Annotated in this window: 16 protein-coding genes; 4 read left to right on the forward strand and 12 right to left on the reverse strand. The window is 72.0% G+C overall.

The window, feature by feature from the left end; genetic code table 11:
- Positions 1-11 precede the first annotated feature (11 nt).
- Positions 12-5,264 carry a toxin glutamine deamidase domain-containing protein gene (locus P3T39_RS24145; protein ID WP_280701073.1) on the reverse strand — a complete coding sequence of 1,751 codons (5,253 nt, stop codon included), beginning with the start codon at positions 5,262-5,264 and terminating at the stop codon, positions 12-14.
- Positions 5,265-5,354: 90 nt separating this feature from the next.
- Positions 5,355-5,672 (reverse strand): hypothetical protein, encoded by a 318-nt coding sequence (locus P3T39_RS24150; protein WP_280700943.1) that lies wholly within the window; start codon positions 5,670-5,672, stop codon positions 5,355-5,357.
- A 303-nt stretch (positions 5,673-5,975) separates the two neighbouring features.
- Between P3T39_RS24150 and P3T39_RS24155 the strand changes: the two genes are divergently transcribed.
- Positions 5,976-7,877 carry an FUSC family protein gene (locus P3T39_RS24155; protein WP_280700944.1) on the forward strand — a complete coding sequence of 634 codons (1,902 nt, stop codon included), beginning with the start codon at positions 5,976-5,978 and terminating at the stop codon, positions 7,875-7,877.
- 7 nt (positions 7,878-7,884) lie between these two features.
- Here P3T39_RS24155 and P3T39_RS24160 read toward each other — a convergent pair whose 3' ends face one another.
- The 3 genes from P3T39_RS24160 to P3T39_RS24170 all read right to left on the reverse strand — a co-directional run bounded on the left by P3T39_RS24160 (position 7,885) and on the right by P3T39_RS24170 (position 10,171).
- Positions 7,885-8,022, reverse strand: coding sequence for a hypothetical protein (locus tag P3T39_RS24160; protein WP_280700946.1), 138 nt, complete (start codon positions 8,020-8,022; stop codon positions 7,885-7,887).
- A 64-nt stretch (positions 8,023-8,086) separates the two neighbouring features.
- Positions 8,087-9,880: an ABC-F family ATP-binding cassette domain-containing protein gene (locus P3T39_RS24165; RefSeq protein WP_280700948.1), complete on the reverse strand. Its 1,794-nt coding sequence runs from the start codon at positions 9,878-9,880 to the stop codon at positions 8,087-8,089.
- A gap of 75 nt (positions 9,881-9,955) precedes the next feature.
- Positions 9,956-10,171 (reverse strand): hypothetical protein, encoded by a 216-nt coding sequence (locus P3T39_RS24170; protein ID WP_280700950.1) that lies wholly within the window; start codon positions 10,169-10,171, stop codon positions 9,956-9,958.
- On the opposite strand from P3T39_RS24170, the gene P3T39_RS24175 reads away from it, so the two are divergent.
- Complete coding sequence (locus P3T39_RS24175; protein ID WP_280700952.1) at positions 10,151-10,255, forward strand: DUF6191 domain-containing protein; 105 nt, start codon at positions 10,151-10,153, stop codon at positions 10,253-10,255. The two genes, P3T39_RS24170 and P3T39_RS24175, sit on opposite strands and share 21 nt — an antisense overlap.
- On the opposite strand, the gene P3T39_RS24180 is transcribed toward P3T39_RS24175, so the two are convergent.
- From P3T39_RS24180 to rsmI, 6 genes are all read right to left on the reverse strand, one after another.
- Entirely contained in the window at positions 10,243-11,157 is a 915-nt protein-coding gene (locus tag P3T39_RS24180) for a 4-(cytidine 5'-diphospho)-2-C-methyl-D-erythritol kinase (RefSeq protein ID WP_280700954.1), read from the reverse strand. The two genes, P3T39_RS24175 and P3T39_RS24180, sit on opposite strands and share 13 nt — an antisense overlap.
- Complete coding sequence (gene rsmA / locus P3T39_RS24185) at positions 11,154-12,035, reverse strand: 16S rRNA (adenine(1518)-N(6)/adenine(1519)-N(6))-dimethyltransferase RsmA (protein WP_280700956.1); 882 nt, start codon at positions 12,033-12,035, stop codon at positions 11,154-11,156. The genes P3T39_RS24180 and rsmA overlap by 4 nt, the downstream gene beginning before the upstream one ends.
- A 34-nt stretch (positions 12,036-12,069) precedes the next feature.
- Positions 12,070-12,948, reverse strand: a complete 879-nt coding sequence (locus tag P3T39_RS24190) for a TatD family hydrolase (RefSeq protein WP_280700958.1) — start codon at positions 12,946-12,948, stop codon at positions 12,070-12,072.
- A complete protein-coding gene (metG, locus tag P3T39_RS24195) occupies positions 12,948-14,567 on the reverse strand; it encodes a methionine--tRNA ligase (protein WP_280700962.1) in 1,620 nt (539 codons plus the stop codon). The genes P3T39_RS24190 and metG overlap by 1 nt, the downstream gene beginning before the upstream one ends.
- A 134-nt stretch (positions 14,568-14,701) precedes the next feature.
- On the reverse strand, positions 14,702-15,151 hold the full coding sequence (locus tag P3T39_RS24200; RefSeq protein WP_280700963.1) for a hypothetical protein: 450 nt from the start codon (positions 15,149-15,151) through the stop codon (positions 14,702-14,704).
- A 246-nt stretch (positions 15,152-15,397) separates the two neighbouring features.
- Positions 15,398-16,240 (reverse strand): 16S rRNA (cytidine(1402)-2'-O)-methyltransferase, encoded by an 843-nt coding sequence (rsmI, locus tag P3T39_RS24205; RefSeq protein ID WP_280700965.1) that lies wholly within the window; start codon positions 16,238-16,240, stop codon positions 15,398-15,400.
- Positions 16,241-16,491: 251 nt separating this feature from the next.
- Here rsmI and P3T39_RS24210 point away from each other — a divergent pair, with 251 nt between their 5' ends.
- Together P3T39_RS24210 and P3T39_RS24215 are read left to right on the forward strand one after the other, a co-directional pair.
- A complete protein-coding gene (locus P3T39_RS24210; protein WP_280701074.1) occupies positions 16,492-18,330 on the forward strand; it encodes a phospholipid carrier-dependent glycosyltransferase in 1,839 nt (612 codons plus the stop codon).
- A 124-nt stretch (positions 18,331-18,454) separates the two neighbouring features.
- Complete coding sequence (locus P3T39_RS24215) at positions 18,455-20,137, forward strand: penicillin-binding transpeptidase domain-containing protein (RefSeq protein ID WP_280700968.1); 1,683 nt, start codon at positions 18,455-18,457, stop codon at positions 20,135-20,137.
- A 7-nt stretch (positions 20,138-20,144) separates the two neighbouring features.
- Here P3T39_RS24215 and P3T39_RS24220 read toward each other — a convergent pair whose 3' ends face one another.
- Complete coding sequence (locus P3T39_RS24220; protein ID WP_280701075.1) at positions 20,145-21,740, reverse strand: N,N-dimethylformamidase beta subunit family domain-containing protein; 1,596 nt, start codon at positions 21,738-21,740, stop codon at positions 20,145-20,147.
- Positions 21,741-21,892 lie beyond the last annotated feature (152 nt).

Here is a 21,892-nt window from a genome sequence, read left to right on the forward strand (position 1 = left end):
CATCCATCGGGTCATTCGTCCAGGTCCATCGGGGTGGCGGTGTTCGGACTGTCGACGTCCATCGACTCGGGCTGCGAGGGCAGATGCGGTTGCGGCTGCGGGTTGGCCTGCTGCTGGGGCAGGTGCGGCTGCTGAGCCGGAGCGGGCTGCGGCGCCGGAGTTCCGTGGCCCAGGCCGTTCTTCTGGGCCTTCTCCCAGGCCTGGCCGACCCGGGTGACGTGCTGCCTGAGATCGGCGTCCATGCCCTTCTTCTGCTTGAGCCACGCCTTCTCGTACGCCGCCTTCTGCTTGTCGTACTCGTCCATCTTCTCCTTGGCGGCCTTCTTCGCCTCCTCGTCGGCCCCCTTCGGCGCAGGCGCGGGCTTCTCCCCGACCGGGAAGTCGGGCATCTCGCCCTTGCGGTAGCCCGTCGCATAGTAGATGGGGGTTCCCCCGTACTTCGTCGACAGGTAGTCCGAGCAGTGGCCGTGGCCCGGCCCCCTCCCGCACGGCTCCCGCTCGGTGTAGAGGCTCACGACCTCGTACCTCTTGTCGGCCGTCCCGTGTTCCTTGTTGAGCTTCTCGATCCAGTTGCCGAGGTGCGGCTCCGAGTGCAGCGGCCTGATGCCCTTGCGGTCGGCCGACGGCGGCACCGAGCTCTCCACCACGTAGTGGACATCGCCGGTCGTCTTGTCCTTGACCTCCACCACCGCGTAGTTCTTCTCGGTGAAGTCGGGCCGGTGCGGCCCCGCCTTCTCGACGGCGCCGGTCACCGTCTTCGTCTTGAAGCCGGATTTGATCGCGTCCCGGACGCCCTTCTGGCCCTTGAGCGCCTGGTCCGCCTTGGTCTCCGAATGGTCCACCGCACCACGGGACTTCCCGTCCTTGGCACCACCCGGCAGATCACCGCCCTTCGAGTCCTTGCCGTCCCGGGCGGCCTTGTCCGACTCCGCGTACGGGAAGTCCCGGTGCTCGGGGCTCTCCCCGACACCGTGCTGCCCGTGGAACGAGTGGCTCATCCGGCCGAGCGCCGCCACCACCGCACCCTGCTCACCGGGGTGCATGTCGCGGAAGCCGGGCAGCGCATGCTCCAGCTCGCTCTTCTTGAAGGTCTGGCCGTTGGGGCCCTCGGTCTTCTGCAGCATCTTGGCCAGATGCTGCGGGTTCTCCTCGGCCCAGCGGTCGAGCTGCTTGTAGACGTGGTCCATCTCCACGGAACGGACGGGGTTCGTCTCGCGCAGCTTCTTCTGCTCCGCGTCCGCGTGCACCCCGTGATCGAGGTGGTCCGTGCTCTCCGGGTCGCCGTGGCGCGGGTGCTCGGTCTCCTTGCCCTTGCCCTTGTCCTTCGGGGCGTGGTCGGTGCCGTCGTCGTGCTTGGCCTCGTGTTCGGAGGAGCCGGCGGGCGGCTCCTTCTCCACCTTCTTGGCCGGCCGGTCGTTGCCCTCGCCGCCGTCCAGGGGGCGTTTCTCGCGGCCGGCCGGATCGGCGGGACGACGCGAGTCGTGCGAGGTGTGGTCCGCCGAGTGGTGATCCGCCTGATGGTCGATCGGACGACGGTCGCGGTCGAGGGGGATGGCCCAGACGCCGTGCTTGCCGTCGTGGATCGGGTGGTCGCTGCGCGCGCCGGTCTGGTTGTCGAGGTAGGTGATCTTGCCGTTGTGGTTGACCGCGTTCCAGGCGTGGGCGCGGCCGTGCGCGTCCTGCGTGATGATGACGGCCTGCGAGCCGTGGCCCGACTTGTGGAGCTGGTCCTCCAGGTGGTGGTACGCCTGCCGGCCATTTCCCAAGTCGCGGAACGGAGCGCCGAGTTGCTTCTCCGCACGGTCACGCCCGCCGTGCTCACCGGCGTCGCTGCCGTCGTGGCTGCGGGGCGCGGCGGCGGTGGGGTGGCCGCTGTAGGTGTCGGCGCTGGAGAGCGCGACGTCGAGGCAGTTGTTGTTGCGGCCCGGCTCACGGTGACCGTCGCCGTTGATCGCACCCGGCCAGTCGCCGTGCGGGTCCGGGTGGCGCTGCGGGGTGCCGTCCGGATTGCGCGGGATCCGGCTCTCCAGCTCGTGCTGGTGCCGAGGCTCCACCGGGGCCAGCCCGCCCGGGGTGTCGTGCGGGCGGCTCTCGGAGAGCGGGTGGTCGTGAGCGGGAGCGTGGTGCTCCGGGGTGTTGTGGTCAGGGGTGTTGTGATCAGGGGTGTTGTGATCAGGGGTGTTGTGATCACGGGCCGCGTGGTCCTGAGAGGTGTGCTCCTGAGGCGCGTGCCCCTGGGGAGCGTGGGCAGGCGCCTTGTGGTCGGGGGTGCGGTCGGCTGCCTTGGGGCCGTTGTCCTGGTGGTGCGGGGTGGACTGCTCAGGTACGCGGTGGTCCGACGGGCGCGGCTCGGACGTACGCGGCTGCGGCGTACGGGAGTCCGGGCGGTGCGGGGTTGCCGACGGGCCGTCGGCCGACGGGCGGGACGGCCGGACCGGGCCCGGTGCGCCCGAGCCTGTCCCCCGGGCGGGACGTGACGGAATGCCGCTGCCGCCACCCTCCGAAGGCGTACGGGACGGGCGCACCGGGCCGGTGTTCACCGGCTGGGCGCTGTGCGCGGGACCGCCGCCGCCCTCCGTCGGGCGCGGCATCCGGGACGGAGCAGTGCCGGTCGGTGCGGCAGCACCGGCGGCCGGGGCTCCACCCGGATGCGGCATACCGCCGGGCATACCACCCGAAGGCGGCGTCGCCGCAGGAGAGTTGTCCTGACGGGCCCCGGAGGCGGGCGGGGCGTCCGCAGTGGTGTGCGGGCCCGTGTCGGTCGGGCGCTCCATGGTGCCGGCGGACGCGGATTCGGTACGGGCCGGGCCGTCGGGGTGCTCGCCACCCTGACGGTGCGTCGGCTGCGAAGCCGCGCCGCCACCGTCGTGGGACCTCACCGGCCCCGTGGTGAAGCCGCCCGAACCGCCCGAGGCGTGCACCGGGCCGGTGGCGAAGGCACCCGGCACGGCGGAGGGACGCGCCGGACCGGCGTTCTGCGCGCCGCCGTGATCTCCACCCGAATCGGCAGGACGGTCGGCGGGACGGTCGGCGGAGTGCCCAGCCGGACGGTCGGCCCCGGACTGATCGCCATGGTGACTGCCGCCGGCGTGATCTCCGGACGAAGTCCCGGTCGAGGAGGACGTGTTGTGGTTCGGTGCGGATTCACCGCCGCCCGAGTGGTCCGGCCCGTGTCCGGCAGGACCGTTGTGGTCCGCCCGGCCCTGCCCCGAGTGGGACGCGTTCGGGGCGGAGTTCGTCGAGGTACCGGTGTCACCGTGCGGTTGCGACGGGCCATCGTGCCCGGACGTGCCCGAGTGCCCACCCGCCGGAGCGCCCTCCGACCCCTGCCCGCCATGCGACGGCCCAGCGGCACCACCCGAGTGCTCGGAGGAGCCACCGCGCTGCGGCGGATTCTGACCATGGGACTGGCCCTGCCCCTGGTGCGAACCCGACGGAGTGGCGGAACCACCCGAGTGATCAGCCGACCCACCATGCTGCGGTGCCTCCTGACCATGGGACTGGCCCTGCCCCTGGTGCGAACCCGTCGAGGTGGCGGCACCACCCGAGTGCTCGGAGGAGCCACCGTGCTGCGGCGCCTCCTGACCATGGGACTGACCCTGTCCCTGGTGCGAACCCGTCGAGGTGGCGGGGGCACCCGAATGCCCGGTGGCGCCACCGTGCTCCGACTGTCCTCCCGTGCCCTGATGCTGCCCACCCGCGTGGCCGTCCGACGTCTGCCCACCGTGCGAAGGAGCGGGGCCACCAGCCGAGTGATCGGCCGACCCTCCGTGCTGCGGTTGCTCCGACGGCCCCTGATGCTGCCCACCGGCAGACGAACCGTCGGATCCGTGCCCGGCGGCAGCACCCCCGTGCTCGGACGAACCCGCGTGGCCACCCGGCGCCTGCCCACCGTGCGAAGGAGCAGGAGCACCATTCGAATGACTGGCCGGCCCACCGTGCTGCGGCGCCTCCTGACCATGGGACTGGCCCTGGCCCGGGTGGGAGCCGGTCGGGGCGGAGTTCACGGACGTGCCCGCGCCACCGTGGTGCGGCTGCGACTGCGTCCCGGGACCGGCGGCCGAGGAGGAGTGGCCACCCGCGCCCGAGCCTGCCCCGTCGGAAGTGTGGCTCGGCGTGGGCGAGTTGTGAACGCGTGTGCCGAACGGATCGGACGCGGGCCCCGAGTCGGGACGCGGGCGCGGGATGTTCGTGCTGTGCTCGCCGGCACCACCGTTCCCGCCGGTGTGCGAGCCGGTGACCCCACCACCCGTGGGTGCGGAGGTGGTGGTGTGCGAGGAGCCGCCGCCACCGGAGCCCTCCGAAGAGCCCCCGGAGTGGGCCCCGCCCGAGTCGCCGCCCGAGCCCGAACCCGGACCTGACGAGTCCGGCCGCGTACTCCCCGTGTGCCCGGACCCACTGCCGCCGCTGCCGCCACCGCCGTGCTCGCCGCCGCCTCCGTGGCCGGAGCCTCCGGTGTCACTGCCACCGTGCCCGCCGCTGCTGCCGCCACTGTCGCTGCCCGAGTGGCCCCCGCCACCGTGGCCGCCTTCGCCGCCACCCGTCAGGTGGTGCTTGGCCTTTCCCGCCGCGCCGGAGACCAGGCTGTCCCGCAGGCCCTGCCCGAAGGAGTTCGGCATGTCCTTGACCGAGTCCTTGGCGGCCTTCACCCCGGCGCCGCCGATCGCGCCCAGGTCGAAGCCCTGCTGCGCGCCGAAGTTCATCTTGACGCCCTGCTTGACGAACTCGCTGACCATGGCCTCCAGGGCCTGGATCACCGGCTCCTTCAGCGTCTGCAACAGCGTCTGGACCAGGGCCTTGCGCAGCTCGTCCAGGACCTTCCGGACGATCAGCCGGGTCGCCTGGGTGGCGGCGGCGACCCCGACCTCCGAGAGGCCGAAGGTGAACGGTGCCGCCGCCTGGGCCGCGATGATCTCGACAGCCAGCGCGATCAACTGCGCGATGATCGCGACCTTGCCGGCCACGGTGGCGATCGCGGCGGCCTCCAGCGCGGTGGCCATCAGGTCGGCGGCGGACTTGGCGTCGTTGAGGTAGCCGCCGCCGTTGTCGAACTTGCGCCACATCTCGGCGAAGGCGTCGATCTCCTTGCCCGAGTTGTCGCCGGTCACCCGCTGCGCGGAACTGGTGCCGCGCTCGCGCAGGCGGTCGACCTCCTCGCCGAACTTCCGCCAGACCGCCGCTGCTTCCTGCAGCTTGTCCTCGTCGGCGTGGGGCCAGTTGTAGCCCAGCATCTCCAGCACCCAGACGAGCTCGCCCGGCAGCATCAGTGACACGCGCTACTCCCCCTGCTCCCCCGCTCCCCGTGAGCCGGGTCTCGATCCATCAGGTGTTCCGCAACGATCCCGGACCGAAGGTCAGTAGACCTGTCCCAGTCCGGTGCTGAGCTGTTCGTCGGTGCTGCTGACCGCGTCCGCCATCTGCTGGAGACCCTCTCCGATCTTGCCGATCTGCTCCGAGAGGTGGTCCATCGACTCGACGATGCCGTCCTTGGCGCCCTTGTAGACCACCCCGAAGTACTCGCCGATCTGGTCGTCGCCCCAGGGCTCGCCGAGCGCCTCCAGGCCACTGGAGAGAGTCATGGTGGCGCGCGCGAAGTCGTTCGAGATGCTGTCGAACTCCCGCCCCTCGCCCTGGAGTTCCCACGGCTTGATGTCGAACTGGCCGTCAGCCACCCGGTCCGCCTCCCCCTGAAGCCTCTTGATCCTGACTCCCCGGCAGAGGACACGCCTGCCGGTCTGTCAGGGTACCTAACTATCCGCCGCGGGCCCCACCCGTCCGGGCCATCCGTGACAACAACTCCACAGAGGCACTCCGTCGGCCTCGACGGCGCGTCGATAGACTTGGGTCCGGCCCGGTTCGCCCTGGTCCGACCTCATCTGCCGCGCAATGTCGCACAGCAGCGATGCCCGGACGCCTCCCGGACTCTCCCGCCCCGGCGGCCTGGCAGGCCTCAGCGGAAGGCATGTGATCCCCTCTTGTCAGCGTCCGACCGCTCGCCCGCGTGGTGGGCCCACGCCGCCCGTCCGGCCAGGCCGCCGCTGCCCCGGGCCCTGATGGTCAGGGCCGCCCTCGGCATGGGGACCCCTCTCGTCCTCGGCCTGCTGTTCGGGCGGCTCGACCTCGGCGTCTTCGCCGGTCTCGGCGCGATGCACGCGACCATGAACGACCGCACCGAGCCGACCCGGCTGCGCGCTCCGAGGATCGCCACCGCCCTGCTCGCCTCCGCCCTCGGCATGCTGATCGGCGCGGCGCTCCAGCACGCGGGCAGCCGACCGCTGACCGTCGGTCTCGCCCTCACCGCCGTCGCCTTCGCCTCCGGCGCGATCAGCGCGACCGGACCACGCGGTTCGGCCGCCGGCATGCTGCTGCTGGTCTCGGCCTCCCTCGGCGGCGGCATGGCACTCCCGCACCCGTGGTGGGTGGCCCCCTTGATGATGCCGATCGGCGCGGCCTACGTCGTCCTGCTCGGCCTGCCGCACCGTGCGCGCGCCGGCTTCCCGCGCTCGGACCCGCGCCGCCGTGCGCTCGCCGCCGCGTACGAGGCCCTCGGCGACACGCTCGGCGCACTCGGCACGCCGCAGGGCGCTGCCTCCCGCCAGGTACTGACGGCCCGGTTGAACCAGCTCCAGGACCTGCTGCCGCACGCCCGCCCCGGCCGCCCCGAGCCCGCGCACGTCCAGCGGCTGCGCCGGATGTACGAGGCAGGGCTGGCGGCGAGCGAGACGGCCACCGGACTGCTCTGGGCCTGGCGCCCGGTCCCGCCGGAGGTCGCGGCACTGCCGGGTGCGCTGGCCCGCGCCGTCCTCGGCGGCCCGCAGCCCGCGTACCCGGACTGGGATCCCGACACACCGGGGCTCAAGGCACTGGACGTCGCCCTGCGCGCCGCCACCGACACCGTGGCCGGTCGGCCCGCCGAACTCGGCACCGCTCCCGCCCCGCCGCCCGACCCCTGGCGACTGCGGGTCCGGCTGCTGTCCCGCGGTTCCGTCCGGTACGGCCTGCGGGTCGCGCTGTGCATCGCGGTGGCGGAGGCGACCACCACCGCCCTGCCGCTCAACCGCAGTTACTGGGTGCCGATGACGGTCGCGTTCGTCCTCAAACCGGACCTGGGGTCGGTCTTCCTGCGCGCGGTCAGCCGCTCGGTCGGCACGGTGCTCGGCGTGGCCGTGACGGCGGCACTGCTGTCGCTCACCACCGACGAGTGGGCGCTGGCCGTGATCGCCTCCGTCTGCGTCGCCCTGCTGCCGTACTCGGCGGCGGCGCACTACGGGCTCAACACGGCCGTGATGACTCCGATGGCCCTGGTGCTGGTCCAGCTCGGCGGGGAGAGCGGGGCGGCCGAGTTCTGGCCGCGCGTCCTGGACACCGCCCTGGCCAGCGTGATCGTGCTGGTCTTCGGCTACCTGCTCTGGCCCGAGCGGCCCCCGCACCGGATCGAACCGCGCCTGGTCACCGCCGCCACCACGCTGCGCGAGTACCTGGCCTCGGTGGTCGGGAACCCGCAGACGCCCGTCTCCGAGGTCTGGCTGCGGCGTACGGCCTACCGGGCGCTGGCCGACGCCCGCCAGGAGGTGCAGCACGGGCTCACCGAACCCCCGCCCGCCGGACGCCTGGCCACCCAGTGGCTGCCCGCGACCGCCGCCCTGGAACGTCTCAGCGGCGCGGTCGCCGCGTACGCCGCCCAGATCCGCTACGGCGGCCGGGTGCCCGAACCCGGCGAGATCGACCGGGTGTTCAGCGCCCTGGACCGCCTCACCGCCGCCGCCCGCGCCCACCAGCCGCCGACCGTAAAAGCCGCCCGGCCGACCGGACCGCACGATCCCTCGCACAGCGCGATCGGCCGGGCGGCCGACGAACTCGATGTCCTGCTGGGCTGACGCTACATCAGCAGCAGGCCCCATTTCCGCCGTCCTTGTGGACGAGCGGCGCGGGTGCCGGAGCCGCGGAGCTGGGCACCGCCACGAACAGCAGCGCGGCTCCGACGATCACCCCGGTGACAACGGCGACAACGGACTTGAGCACTGCGCACCTCCCCCTTCGAATGCTCGAACGATGCCAGGAGTCAAGCCACATTGACGACGAAGTGTCAATGGTCGGCGAGCTCCAGCCAGGCCATCTCCAGCTCCTCCTTCTCGTCCCGGACCTTGCGCAGCTGGGCGTCCAGCTCCGCGACCTTGGAGAAGTCGGCGGCGTTCTCCGCGAGTTGGGCATGCAGCTTGGACTCCTGCTGGTCCAGCTTGGCGATCTGCCGCTCCAGCTTCTGCATCTCCTTCTTCACCGCCCGCAGGTCCGCGGCCGGCTTCGCCGCCGCAACCGGGGCGGCGACAGCCGGCGCAGCCGCCTCGGCCAGCTGGGCCCGGCGCTCCAGGTACTCGTCCACGCCGCCCGGCAGCATCCGCATCCGCTGGTCGCCGAGCAGGGCCTGCACGGTGTCCGTGGTGCGCTCGATGAAGAAGCGGTCGTGGCTGATCACGATCATCGAGCCCGGCCAGCCGTCGAGCAGGTCCTCCAGCTGGTTGAGGGTCTCGATGTCGAGGTCGTTGGTGGGCTCGTCCAGGAAGAGCACGTTCGGCTCGTCCATCAGCAGGCGCAGCAGCTGGAGACGGCGGCGCTCGCCACCGGAGAGGTCACCGACCGGCGTCCACTGCTTGTCCTTGCTGAAACCGAACTGCTCGCACAGCTGACCGGCACTCATCTCCCGGCCCTTGCCGAGGTCAACCCGGCCCCGGACCTGCTCGACGGCCTGCAACACCCGGGTCTGAGGGTCCAGTTCGGCGATCTCCTGGGAGAGGTACGCGAGCCGTACGGTCTTGCCGACCTTGATCACGCCGGATGCGGGCTGCACATCGCCCTCGGTGGCGTACGCGGCCTGCATGGCGCGCAGCAGCGAGGTCTTGCCCGCGCCGTTGACGCCGAGCAGGCCGATCCGGTCGCCGGGGCCGAGCTGCCAGGTGAGCCGCTCGAGCAGCAGCTTCGGCCCCGCCTTGACGGTGACGTCCTCCAGCTCGAAGACGGTGCGGCCGAGGCGGGCGTTGGCGAACTTCATCAGCTCGCTCTTGTCGCGCGGTTCCGGGACGTCGGCGATCAGGGCGTTGGCGGCCTCGATCCGGTAGCGCGGCTTCGAGGTGCGGGCGGGGGCGCCGCGGCGCAGCCAGGCCAGCTCCTTGCGGGCCAGGTTCTGCCGCTTCTGCTCCTCGGTGGCCTCGATCCTGGAGCGCTCGGCACGGGCGAAGACGTAGTCGGAGTAGCCGCCCTCGTACTCGCGGACCTCGCCGCGCTGGACGTCCCACATCCGGGTGCAGACCTGGTCGAGGAACCAGCGGTCGTGGGTGACGCAGACCAGCGCCGAGCGGCGCTTCTGCAGGTGCTGGGCGAGCCAGGCGATGCCCTCGACGTCGAGGTGGTTGGTGGGCTCGTCCAGCACGATCAGGTCGGGCTCGCCGAGCAGCAGCTTGGCCAGCGCGATCCGGCGGCGTTCGCCACCGGAGAGCGGGCCGATCACGGTGTCCAGGCCGTCGGCGAAGCCGGGCAGGTCGAGGCCGCCGAACAGGCCCTGGATGATGTCGCGGATCCGGGCGTCGCCGAGCCACTCGTGGTCGGCCCGGTCGGCGATCACCTCGTGCCGGATGGTGGCCTCGGGGTCGAGCGAGTCGTGCTGGGTGAGCACCGCCAGGTGCAGCCCGCCGGAGTGGGTGATCCGGCCGCTGTCGGGCTCCTCCAGCTTGGCGAGCATCCGGATCAGGGTGGTCTTCCCGTCTCCGTTCCGCCCGACGACCCCGATCCGGTCGCCCTCGCTGACGCCGAGGCTGACCTTGTCGAGCAGGATGCGCGTCCCGTAGATCTTGGTGATGGACTCGATGGTGGCGAGGTTGACGGCCACTGCTGCTGCGCTCCTGGGAGGGGTCGGGAGTGTTCTCCGACCTCCCAGCCTAGTGGTCGCCGTCCCCCGAGCGGGCTACGGGAAGATCGCCTCGATCACCACCACCACGAGCGCCCCGAAGAAGGTCAGCACCGCCACCGCCCCGAAGAACAGGAACAGGCCGAAGACCCGCCCGGTACGCGCGGTGCGGGTGCAACCGCCACCGAGGAGCTGCACGCCCTGCTCTACCCGGGCAAGCGGGTCCAGCTGGAAGAGCGCCGGATCGCCCTGGTGCTGCGCGACGACGAGCACGACGGCGCCCCGAAGCACACCGGCATCGACCTCGCCCGGGGCACCGCCCGGATCAGCCGGCCGCCGGGCCCTCAGCGGACCTGAGCGCCCGGCACCGGCCCGTACGTCGCCTGGGCGGCCCGGCAAGTCCCGGACTCCTCAAGGGACTTGGCGATCTCAGCAGCCGCGTCGGCGTCCTTCGCCAGGAAGGCGCAGGTCGGTCCCGAGCCGGACACCAGGGCACCGGCCGCCCCTGCCTCGATACCGGCCCTGAGGGTGTCGGCGAGGGCGGGGCGCAACGAGAGGGCGGCGGCCTGGAGGTCGTTGGTGAGGGCGGCGGCCAGGGCGACCGGGTCGCCGGCGGCGAGCGCCGCGAGCAGCGCCGGATCGGCGTCCGGGGTCGGGACGTCGGCCTCCGAGGAGCCGGTGCCCGCCTCCTCGCGCAGCCGGTCGCACTCGCGGAAGACGGCCGGGGTCGAGAGCCCGCCGTCGGCAACGGCGAAGACCCAGTGGAAGGTGCCGGTGACCGGCAGCCGCTCCAGCAGCTCGCCCCGCCCGCGCCCCAGCGCGACACCGCCGACCAGCGCGAACGGCACGTCCGAACCGAGCTCGGCGGCCAGCTCCAGCAGCGTCTCCAACGGGGTGTCCAGGCCCCACAGCGCGTCACAGGCCACCAGCGCGGCAGCCCCGTCGGCGCTGCCGCCCGCCATGCCGCCCGCCACCGGGATGGACTTGGCGATGTGCAGATGGACACCCGGCTCGATGCCGTGGTGCGCGGCCAGCAGCCGGGCGGCGCGGGCGGCGAGGTTGCTGTCGTCCAGCGGGACGCTCGCGGCATCCGGTCCGGTGCAGGAGAGGCTGACGCCTTCGGCGGCCTCGGCCGTCACCTCGTCGCCGAGGGCGACCGCGAAGAAGACGTTGGCCAGGTCGTGGAAGCCGTCGGCCCGCAGGCCGCCGACCCCGAGCTGGACGTTGACCTTGGCGGGGACGCGTACGGTGACGCTCACTCGGAGTCCTTGGCGGGCTTGTGCTCGGCGATGGCGGCGAACTGCTCCACCGTCAGCATCTCGCCGCGCAGCTTGTGGTCGATCCCGGCGGCGGCCAGCGCCTGCTCGGCGGCGGCCGGGGAGCCGGCCCAGCCGGCCAGCGCGGCGCGCAGGGTCTTACGGCGCTGGGCGAAGGCCGCGTCCACCACCGCGAAGACCTCCGCGCGGCTGGCCGAGGTCTTCGGCGGCTCGCGTCGGATCAGCGAGACCAGTCCGGAGTCCACGTTCGGCGCGGGCCAGAAGACGTTGCGGCCGATCGCCCCGGCCCGCTTCACCTCCGCGTACCAGTTGGCCTTGACCGACGGCACCCCGTACACCTTGTTGCCGGGCTTGGCGGCGAGCCGGTCGGCGACCTCGGACTGCACCATCACCAGCGTGCGCTCGATGCTCGGGAAGGTGGCGAGCATGTGCAGCAGGACCGGAACGGCCACGTTGTAGGGGAGGTTGGCGACCAGCGCGGTGGGCGGCGGCCCCGGCAGCTCGGCGACCTCCATGGCGTCGCTCAGCACCAGGTTGAAGTGCTCGGCCCGCTCGGGCATCCGGGCGGCCACGGTGGTCGGCAGGTGCTGGGCCAGCAGCGGGTCGATCTCCACCGCCGTGACATGTGCCGCGACCTCCAGCAGCGCCAGCGTCAGCGACCCGAGGCCGGGCCCGACCTCCACCACCGCGTCCTCGGCCGTCACCCCGGCGGCCCGGACGATCCGGCGCACGGTGTTGCCGTCGATGACGAAGTTCTGCCCGCGCTGCTTGGTCGGCTTCACGCCGAACGCCTCCGCCAGCTCGCGGATGTCGGAGGCGCCAAGAAGGTGGCTGTCAGGGGTGGGGTCGGTGCTGCTCACGCGCCAAGGATACGGGCGGACGGGCCCGGCCCGATCAGTAGCCGAAGGCCCGCGCCGTGTTCGCCGCGATCGCCGTGGCCAGTTCGTCCTCGTGCAGGTCCAGGGTCGCGGCCATCGAGCGCACCGTGACCGGGATCAGGTACGGCGCGTTGGGGCGGCCCCGATAGGGGTGGGGGGTGAGGAAGGGAGCGTCGGTCTCGACCAGGACGCGGTCCAGCGGCGTGACGGCCAGGGCGTCCCGCAGCGGCTGGTTGGCCTTGAAGGTGACGGGCCCGGCGAAGGAGAGGTACCAGCCGTGCTCGGCGCAGATCTTGGCCATGGGGGCGTCGCCGGAGTAGCAGTGGAAGACGGTGCGCTCGGGCGCACCCTCCTCCAGCAGGACGGCGATGACGTCCTCGTGCGCGTCCCGGTCGTGGATGACCAGCGCCTTGCCGTGGCGCTTGGCGATCTCGATGTGCCGCCGGAAGGACTCCTTCTGGATGTCCACGCCCTCAGGACCGGTGCGGAAGTAGTCGAGCCCGGTCTCGCCGACGGCGCGGACCTGCGGCAGGGCCGCCAGCGCGTCTATCTCGGCGAGCGCCGCGTCGAGCGCCGCCGCGCCCCCGGCCGGACGCTGCTGCCCCGACCAGCCGTCGGGGTCACCGAGGAAGATCCTCGGCGCCTCGTTGGGGTGCAGCGCGACGGCCGCGTGCACCTGCTCGAACTCCTCGGCCAGGGACGCCGCCCAGCGCGAACCGGGTACGTCGCAGCCCACCTGGACGACCGCGGTCACCCCGACCGAGGCGGCCTTGGCCAGGCCCTCGGCGGGGGAACCCGACTGCATGTCCAGGTGGGTGTGCGAGTCGGCCACCGCCACCGCCAGCGGCTCGGGCAGCGGTGGCGGGGTGGCGCGGTCGTCCTTGGCGTTGGCCATCAGGCTGCGGGCTTCTCTTCCAGGCGGGGGAACAGGATGTCGCCCTTGGTGACGGTGGTCCCGGCGGGCAGCCGGCCCCAGTCGGCGACGGTGGCGATGGTCTGGGCGCCCAGCGCGCCCAGCGACGCCTCGGCGCCGAGGGAGTCCCACAGCTTCTGCGAGGCGACCGGCATCAGCGGGTTGAGCAGTACGGCGGTGGCCCGCAGCGCCTCGGCGGCGGTGTAGAGGATGGTGGCCAGACGGGCCTGGCCCTCCTCCGATGTGTCCTTCGCGACCTTCCACGGCTCCTGCTCGGTCAGGTAGCCGTTGACCAGCTTGACGAAGTCGAAGACCGCCGCGATACCACCCGCGAAGTCCAGCTCCTCGCCGATCTTCCGGTCGGCCAGCTCGGTGGCCTTGACCAGCGCGTCGGCGACGACCTGCTCGGCATCGCCGTGGGCGGTCGCGGAGGGCAGCGAGCCCTCGAAGTACTTGCCGACCATGGCGGCGACGCGCGAGGCGAGGTTGCCGAAGTCGTTGGCCAGCTCGGAGGTGTACCGGGCCGTGAAGTCCTCCCAGGAGAACGAGCCGTCGGTACCGAACGGGATCGCCCGCAGGAAGTAGTAGCGGTACGCGTCCACGCCGAAGTGCGAGGTCAGATCGGTCGGCGCGATACCGGTCAGGTTGGACTTGGACATCTTCTCGCCGCCGACCATCAGCCAGCCGTTGGCGACGACCCGCTTGGGCAGCGGCAGACCCGCGGCCATCAGCATCGCGGGCCAGATCACCGCGTGGAAGCGCAGGATGTCCTTGCCCACCAGGTGCACCGAGGCCGGCCACAGCTCGGCGAAGCGCTCCGGGTCCGCACCGTAACCGGCGGCGGTGATGTAGTTCTGCAGGGCGTCCACCCACACGTAGAGCACGTGCTTCTCGTCCCAGGGCAGCGGCACGCCCCAGTTGAAGGTGGACCGGGAGATCGACAGGTCCTTGAGGTCCTGCTCGACGAAGCGCAGCACCTCGTTGCGGGCGGAGGCGGGCGCGATGAAGTCCGGGTTCTGGGCGTAGAACTCCAGCAGCTTCGGGCCGTAGGCGGAGAGCCGGAAGAAGTAGTTCTCCTCCTCCAGCCACTCGACCGGCCTCTTGTGCACGGCGCAGAGCTTCTCGTCCTCGCTCGCGCCGGGCAGCAGTTCGCCGGGCAGCTTGTACTCCTCGCAGGCCACGCAGTACGGGCCGGAGTAGCCGCCCTTGTAGATCTCGCCCTTGTCGTACAGGTCCTGGACGAACTCCTGGACGCGGTCGGTGTGCCGCTTCTGGGTGGTCCGGACGAAGTCGTCGTTGGCGATGTTCAGGTGCTGCCAGAGCGGCTTCCACGCCTCCTCGACCAGCTTGTCGCACCACTCCTGCGGGGTGACGCCGTTGGCCTCGGCCGTGCGCAGGATCTTCTGACCGTGCTCGTCCGTGCCGGTGAGGTACCAGACCTTCTCGCCGCGCTGGCGATGCCAGCGGGTGAGCACGTCGCCCGCCACGGTCGTGTACGCGTGGCCCAGGTGCGGGCGATCGTTCACGTAGTAGATCGGAGTGGTGACGTAGTAGGCCGAGGTCGAGGGCTCGGTGGTGCTGTGGTCTTCAGTGGCCGCCATGCTCCGAAATCTTAGCCGCGCAAACGAACCACCCTCGACCGACTTGACCCCTCCGGCAATTGGGGGTGGTCCCGTTCACCCGGAACTTCCGCCGAGCGGAAATCGGGCCCTCACACGGCGGCCTCGGACCGGCCTCAGGCAGCGCGGCCGAACATGCTGCGGACCCAGGCCCGGAAGCTGCGCCGCACCCGGACCGGTCGCCCGATCGGACCCTCGTCGTCGGGCTCGGCGTGCGCGGCGTACCCGGGACCGTGGTGCCAGGAGTGCTCGGCCGTGGCCACCCGGCCCTCGCGCATGATCCGCACGGTGTGTCCGCCGCACCCCGGGCAGGTCGGCTGGAGCAGCGGCGAGGGCACGCGGACACCGTTCGCGTGGTACTCGATCACCGTGTGCCCGTCCCGGGCCACGTGGTGCTCGATCTCGTACGCCTGCTCCCACCCGTAGCCGCAGCTCAGGCAGGCGAAGGAGTACGCCTCCCTGACGGTCTCCACGGGGGTGGGCGGCCTGCTCGTCAGGCCGAGGCCGCCCGACGCGGTGTCGCGCACTGCATTGCCACTCAGAGGGCTACCGATCGTCTCGCTCATAGCCGTCTCCCAGCGCCCGCCGGACGTCCGTCCGGCTCGGGTCTTTCCCTCTCAGGGAATGCCCGGAGCATGCCTTCCGCTACCCGGCTTGCCAAGTCTTGGCGCCGAATTGGAAAGGGCTGTACGAAGCCCTGCCCAGCCCCCTGACCAGGGGGCATGAACCGGGGCCTTCCTCTACGGTACGACCGGGGAAACGACCGGGCACACCATGCCGAGCGCGCGTTCGAGTGACGGCTGCCAGCGGGATCAGGCGTGCTTGGCCGCCACCACCGCGTCGAAGACCTCCCGCTTCGGAAGTCCGAGCTCCGCCGCGACCGCCGCGATGGCCTCCTTGCGCCGCTCCCCGGCCTCCTCGCGGGCCGCGACCAGCTCGGCCAGCTGCGCCGGGCCGTACTCCTTCGGCGCGGCCGGCGGGGCACCGGCGACCACGACCGTGATCTCGCCCTTGACCCCGTCCGCCGCCCAGGCGGCGAGCTCGGTCAGCGGACCGCGCTTGACCTCCTCGTAGGTCTTGGTCAGCTCGCGGCAGACCGCCGCGGGGCGGTCCCCGCCGAAGGCCGTGGCCATCGCGGCCAGAGCCTCGGCGATCCGGTGCGGGGCCTCGAAGAAGACCATGGTGCGGGGCTCGGCGGCGATCTCGGCCAGCTGGCGGGCCCGGTCACCGGTCTTGCGCGGCAGAAAGCCCTCGAAGGTGAAGCGGTCCACCGGGAGGCCGGAGAGCGCCAGTGCGGTCAGCACGGCGGACGGCCCGGGCACGGCGGTGACCTTGATGCCGGCGGCGACCGCGGCGTCCACCAGGCGGTAGCCGGGGTCGGAGACCGAGGGCATCCCGGCATCCGTCACCAGCAGCACCCGGGCACCGCCCTGAAGAGCCTCGACCAGTTCGGGCGTACGGGCCACCTCGTTGCCCTCGAAGTACGAGACCACGCGCCCCGTCGGGGTCACCCCCAGCGCCTGGGTCAGCCGGCGCAGCCGCCGGGTGTCCTCGGCGGCGATCACATCCGCGGTGGCCAGCTCGGTGAGCAGCCGGGGCGGGGCGTCCGAGACGTCGCCGATGGGTGTGCCTGCGAGAACCAGTACTCCTGTCACGCCCCCTATCCTCGCAGCCCGTCGGCCACCCACTCACCGACGCAACCGGTCCGCCCCTCGGGGGCGCGGGGCTCTGCTTGATCAACTGCGTGCGCGGTCAACCCCCACTTCGGTTCCCGAACCCAGTGACCCCGACTTGCACTGCCCCTGAAGGTTCTCCGCCTGCCCTGAAGGGGTTTCCCCCTTGCCCCGAAGGGTTTCCTCTTGCCTGCTCATGGCCCACCCCTACGATGTGGCGGGTGAGCGGCAAGATGGCACCTGAGACGCCCATTGGCGTGGACCACACCGAGCAGGGCGGCGTGGGTCTGCTGCCCGCGCCCGAAGAGCCGCCTGTGGGGGCCGTCCCGGCCCCGCGCGAGGCCGGCCCGGTGCGGTCGGGCTGGGAGCGGGGGCTGGCCAGGTACGGCTACCGGGCACCGGTGCGGCCGGAGATCGCCGAACAGCTGGTCCCGCCGATGCCGGACGGCCCGAAGGTGACGCCCCGCCGGGTGGCGCCCCCGAGGCTGCTGGCAGCGCGCGGTATCACCCTGCCCGCGCCCCTCTGGTCCTGGCTGTGCCGCTGGTCCGGCTGGCTGGGGCCGATCGCGGTGGCACTGTTCGGCGGGCTGCTGCGCTTCTCCAACCTCGGCCAGCCGGCCTCCCTGATCTTCGACGAGACGTACTACGCCAAGGACGCGTACGCGCTCTGGCACGGCGGCTACGAGACCAGCTGGCCGGACGACGCCAACGCCCGGATCGTGGCCCCGCACCCGAGCATCCCGTTCCGGACCGACCCCGCGTACATCGTGCATCCGCCGGTCGGCAAGTGGCTGATCGGCATCGGCGAGCAGCTGTTCGGGATGCACCCCTTCGGCTGGCGGTTCATGGTGGCGCTGCTCGGGACGGTCTCGATCCTGATGCTCGCCCGGATCGCGCGCCGCCTCTTCCGCTCGACCCTGCTGGGCTGTGTCGCCGGGCTGCTGCTCGCGGTGGACGGCCTGCACTTCGTGATGAGCCGCTCGGCGCTGCTCGACCTGATCGTCATGTTCTGGATGCTGGCGTCTTTCGGCTTCCTGCTGCTGGACCGCGACCGCACCCGGGAGCTGATCGCCCGTCGGCTCCTGACGCAGCCGGGCGGCGAGTGGCTGGGCCTGGGCTGGCGCCCGTACCGGCTGGCGGCGGCCGTCTGTATCGGTCTGACCTGTGCCACCAAGTGGAGCGGCATGTACGTGCTGCTGGCGTTCTGGCTGCTCACCGCCTGCTGGGACATCGGCGCCCGGCGGCTGGCGGGGGCACGGCGCTGGCTGCGCCTCGGGCTGTGGGACGCGACGCTGGCGCTGCCGGTGATGTCGCTGATCGCGGTCGGGGTGTACCTGGCCTCCTGGACGGGCTGGTTCCTCAGCAGCAGCACCCCCGGCCAGGGCGGCTACGGCCGGGACTGGGCGCTGCACCGGGCCGGGCTGTCGCCGGAGTACGTGCTCGGCGTGAAGATGCCGTTCCAGTTCGACATGACCTGGGTGCCGGACGCGCTGCGCAGCCTCTGGCACTACCACGCGACGATGTACAGCTTCCACGTCGGCCTGACCAGCCCGCACACCTACCAGTCCAACCCGTGGAGCTGGCTGATCCTGGGCCGACCGGTCTCGTACTTCTACGAGTCGCCGAAGTACGGCCAGAACGGCTGCACCGCGAGCGAGTGCGCCCGCGAGGTGCTCGGGATCGGGACGCCGATCCTGTGGTGGGCCGGCGTGGTGGCCCTGGTGTACTGCCTGTACCGCTGGGCGCTGCGGCGGGACTGGCGGGCGGGCGCGGTGCTGTGCGGCCTGGCCGCCGGGTACCTGCCGTGGTTCATGTACCAGCAGCGGACGATCTTCCTCTTCTACGCCGTCGCCTTCGTGCCCTTCCTGGTGCTGGCCGTGACGATGATGATCGGCGCGCTGATCGGCCCGGCGGGCGCCTCGCACGACCGGCGGGTGATCGGCACCACGGCGGCGGCGCTGCTGGTGCTGGCGATCATGTGGAACTTCCTCTACTTCCTCCCGCTGTACACCGGTCAGATGATCCCGATGCAGGACTGGCGGGCCAGGATGTGGTTCACAACCTGGGTCTGAGCCCGCCGCCCGGCCCGCAGTTGTACCGAATGGGTCACGAGTGCAGGGCCTCCATGGGGCTGACGAAACGGTCCGCCTAGGGTGGCTCGGTAGGCACAATCGGAACCACGGGGGGAACCGAGCCATGAACAAGGGCGCGAAGATAGGCATCGCCACCGTCTGCACCGGGATGCTCTCGGTCGCCGGATACGGGGCGTTCAACATCGCCAATGCGCTGATGAACGGCACCACGGGCAAGTCCGACCACGCACAGCCCGAGGTCGGCACAGTGGTCGCGCAGGCGCCGAGCGCGCAGCAGGCACAGGACTCGGCGACAGCCTTCCTCGCCGCCTGGGCCAAGGGCGACCTGGAGGCGGCGGGTGCGCTGACCGACAGCCCGGACACCGCCACCGCCACGCTGGCGGCCTTCCGCGACAAGGTCAAACCGAGCTCGCTCACGCTGGCTGTCGGCGGCCCGGCGACCGCCGCCGCCTCGGCCGCGCCGGGCGCCGCACCGGCCGGGCAGATCCCGCTGGGCTTCAAGGCCACGGTGGAGTTCGACGGGAGCAGCACCCCGTGGAGCTACGACGGTGTGCTCGGCATGGTCAGGCTGAGCAACGGCAAGAGCGCCGTGCACTGGACTCCGACCGTGATCAATCCCCAGCTGACCTCGGGCAAGAGCATCTCCGTCCGGCCGCTGCCCGCCTCGGGCTCCTCCTCGCTCACCGACCGCAACGGCGCGCCGCTCGGCAACTACCCCTCGCTCCAGCCGCTGCTGGGCGAGTTGGGCGACCGGGTACCGTCCGGCACCCCCGGCACCCCCGGCACGGGCGTGGTGATCACCGACGACAGCGGGCAGAACGCACCGCAGAAGGTCTTCACCATCACCGAGCCCAAGGCCGGCCAGTCGGTCAAGCTGACCATCGACGGGAAGCTGCAGGCCGCGGCCGAGAAGGCCGTGCGGGAAGCGACCGGCGGGGGCGCCGAGTTCGCCTCGCTGGTCGCCGTCGAGCCCAGCACCGGGAAGGTCCTGGCCATCGCCAACGCCCCTGCCTCCGGCCAGAACCGGGCCTTCCTCGGTGCGATGGCCCCCGGCTCCACGATGAAGGTGATCACCGCCGCCGCCCTGCTGGAGGCCGGCATCTCCCCGGACGCCGCGATGCCCTGCAAGCAGAACTTCTCGGTGAACGGCTTCAGTTTCAAGAACGACAACGACGAGTCGGGCGAGGGCTGGAAGTTCAGCAAGGACTTCGCCGAGTCCTGCAACACCGCCTTCATCCAGCAGGGCATGACCAGCCTCAAGGGCAGCGAACTCCGGGACACCGCACGGGAGTTCTTCGGCATCGGGGACGGCGTCTGGAAGACCGGCCTGAAGCTGGCCCCCGCAAGCGTCCCGGCGCCGGGCAGCACCACCGAGCGGGCCGCCCAGCTGATCGGCCAGGGCCAGATCACCATGAACTCGCTCACCATGGCCTCGGTCGCCGCCACCGTCGAGAACGGCACCTTCCACCAGCCGATCGTCATCCCGGGCTACGACCAGGCACCCGCGGGGCGCAAGCTGTCCTCGTCCACTCTCAGGGGGCTGCGCCAGATGATGCACCTGACCGCCACGGACGGCACCGCCGCCACCGCGATGTCCGGGATCAGCGGCAACATCGGGGCCAAGACCGGCACCGCGCAGGTGAACGGCCAGTCCTCGGACAACAGTTGGTTCACCGCCTACGCCGACGACCTCGCCGTGGCCGCCGAGGTCCAGGGCGGCGGCCACGGCTCCGAGACCGCGGGACCGGCCGCCGCCAAGGTGCTCCGCGTCGGCAACGACGAGTGACCGGCCGTCAGCCCTTGCCGTAGACGGCCTCGACGTTGTCGCTCGCCGGGTGCGTGCGCCCGGCGGGCCCGGCGGCGAAGGCCCGGAGCAGGTTCTCGGTGACCTGCCGGGTCACCGCCCCGGCCTTGGCGTCCATACCGTGATCCGCCCGGCCGCCGCCGGGGCCGTTGGCGTCCAGCGACTCCACCCAGCGCATCGTCCCGCTCGCGAACACCCCCGCGCCGCTCGGCACCGTGTAGTACGCGGAGTCGGCGAAGCTGCGCCGCCCGTCGCAGACCACCGGTGAGTGCGCCAGGATCTCGATCGGCCGGGGGGTGGAGAAGCCGGTGAGCACCCGGTCGTACTCGACCCCGACCAGGTGCGGGAAGCTGTCGCCCCCCTGGACCCCCGAGCCTGCGAACAGCCAGTGCCCCGGGTTGGTCACCACATACGGGGCGTCAACCGGGTAGCCGTCGTAGATCACCCCGAGCAGCGAACTCTCCGGGTCGGCCCCGGGCACCTCGCGGAAGTCGGTGGTCGCGGGCTTCCCCTCCCTGAAGCCCGGATCCTCCTGGTAGTCGGCCTTGTAGCAGACCACCGTACGGTCCGGGCCGAGGTCCGAAGGCTCGAAGCGGACCCGGCGGAAGCAGCAGTTGGCGCCCAGGATCGCCAGATTGGTCCCGGCGTCCCTGGCGGCCGTGAAGTGCGCCCGCTGCTCCGGCGACCAGTACTCGTCATGGCCCAGCGAGAGCACGGCGGCGGCCCCGTGCAGCAGTTGCGGATCCCGGGCGACATCCACACCGGTGGCGTACGCCAGTGGCAGACCGAGCCGCTCCGCCAGCGCGATCAGCGGCGCCTCGTACACCAGGAACAGCCCGGCGCCGTCGTCGTACAGGTACGGCCGGTCGAAGGTGACCTCCAGCGATCGGGTCGCCAGGCCGCCGGTCGGGCCGTTGTAGAGGCTGTACCCGCCCCACTCGTTGTACGCCTGCCAGGTCGCCGGGGCGTTGACGATCACCGTCCTGCCCGCGGTGGACGCCGAGCGGACGGTGACCGGGACGAAGCGCTGCCCCGAACCGTCCTCGGCGTCCAGGCGGAGCAGATAACTGCCCTCGGGCCAGCCCTCGGTGTCCACCGTGGTGGTCCTGGCCCAGCCGGTGCGGACCGACCGGGTCCGCTGATCGACCGTAGGGTCGGCCTGCCGGCTGCCGGGCAGCCGCTCGGAACGCCAGACCAGCCGGCCCCGCACGCCGCCGTACCAGCCCATCCGGTACGCGGAGACGGTGAAACCCGGCGCGGTCGTCGACACATGGAGGCCGAACCGCTCGCCGGGCAGCACGCTCACCCGGTCCGCGAACCCCTCGATCGCGCGCGCCGGGCCCGCTTTGGAGACCGACCAGTCGTCGTTGCCCGGACGGTCGTTCTCGGCCTGCGTCGCGGACGGGCCGGGGCTGCGGCTCGGGCCGGGGCTCGGGGAGCCACCGGCCGGCTTGGCGGTGCCTGCGCCGGCAGCTGCGCTCGGCGTACCGCCGGGGCCGCAGGCACTCAGCCCGGCCGCCGCCGCACCGGCGGCCAGCCCCAGAAACCTCCGCCGTCCGTGACCCGACGTCCGCTGCTCGCCCATGCCCGGCTCCTGCGCCACCTGGGTCTCCCCGCTCGTCCGCGTGTCGGCCTCAACGTGACCTACCCAAACTCATGACCGGACGTCGGGCACCCTCTGGCGGCGTCCGGAGTACAACACCCCGCTCCCGGCGCCGCCCCGGGGCGCGAGGCTCC

It is taken from the genome of Kitasatospora sp. GP82, from assembly GCF_029892105.1.
Taxonomy (GTDB): Bacteria; Actinomycetota; Actinomycetes; order Streptomycetales; family Streptomycetaceae; genus Kitasatospora.

Excerpts from the sequence above, each read along its gene's own strand:
- P3T39_RS24145 (WP_280701073.1), bottom strand. The coding sequence starts at position 5,264 with ATGCTGCCGGGCGAGCTCGTCTGGGTGCTGGAGATGCTGGGCTACAAC.
- P3T39_RS24190 (WP_280700958.1), bottom strand. The coding sequence starts at position 12,948 with ATGGCCAACGCCAAGGACGACCGCGCCACCCCGCCACCGCTGCCCGAG.
- metG (WP_280700962.1), bottom strand. The coding sequence starts at position 14,567 with ATGGCGGCCACTGAAGACCACAGCACCACCGAGCCCTCGACCTCGGCC.
- P3T39_RS24200 (WP_280700963.1), bottom strand. The coding sequence starts at position 15,151 with ATGAGCGAGACGATCGGTAGCCCTCTGAGTGGCAATGCAGTGCGCGAC.
- P3T39_RS24210 (WP_280701074.1), top strand. The coding sequence starts at position 16,492 with ATGGCACCTGAGACGCCCATTGGCGTGGACCACACCGAGCAGGGCGGC.
- P3T39_RS24215 (WP_280700968.1), top strand. The coding sequence starts at position 18,455 with ATGAACAAGGGCGCGAAGATAGGCATCGCCACCGTCTGCACCGGGATG.
- P3T39_RS24220 (WP_280701075.1), bottom strand. The coding sequence starts at position 21,740 with ATGGGCGAGCAGCGGACGTCGGGTCACGGACGGCGGAGGTTTCTGGGG.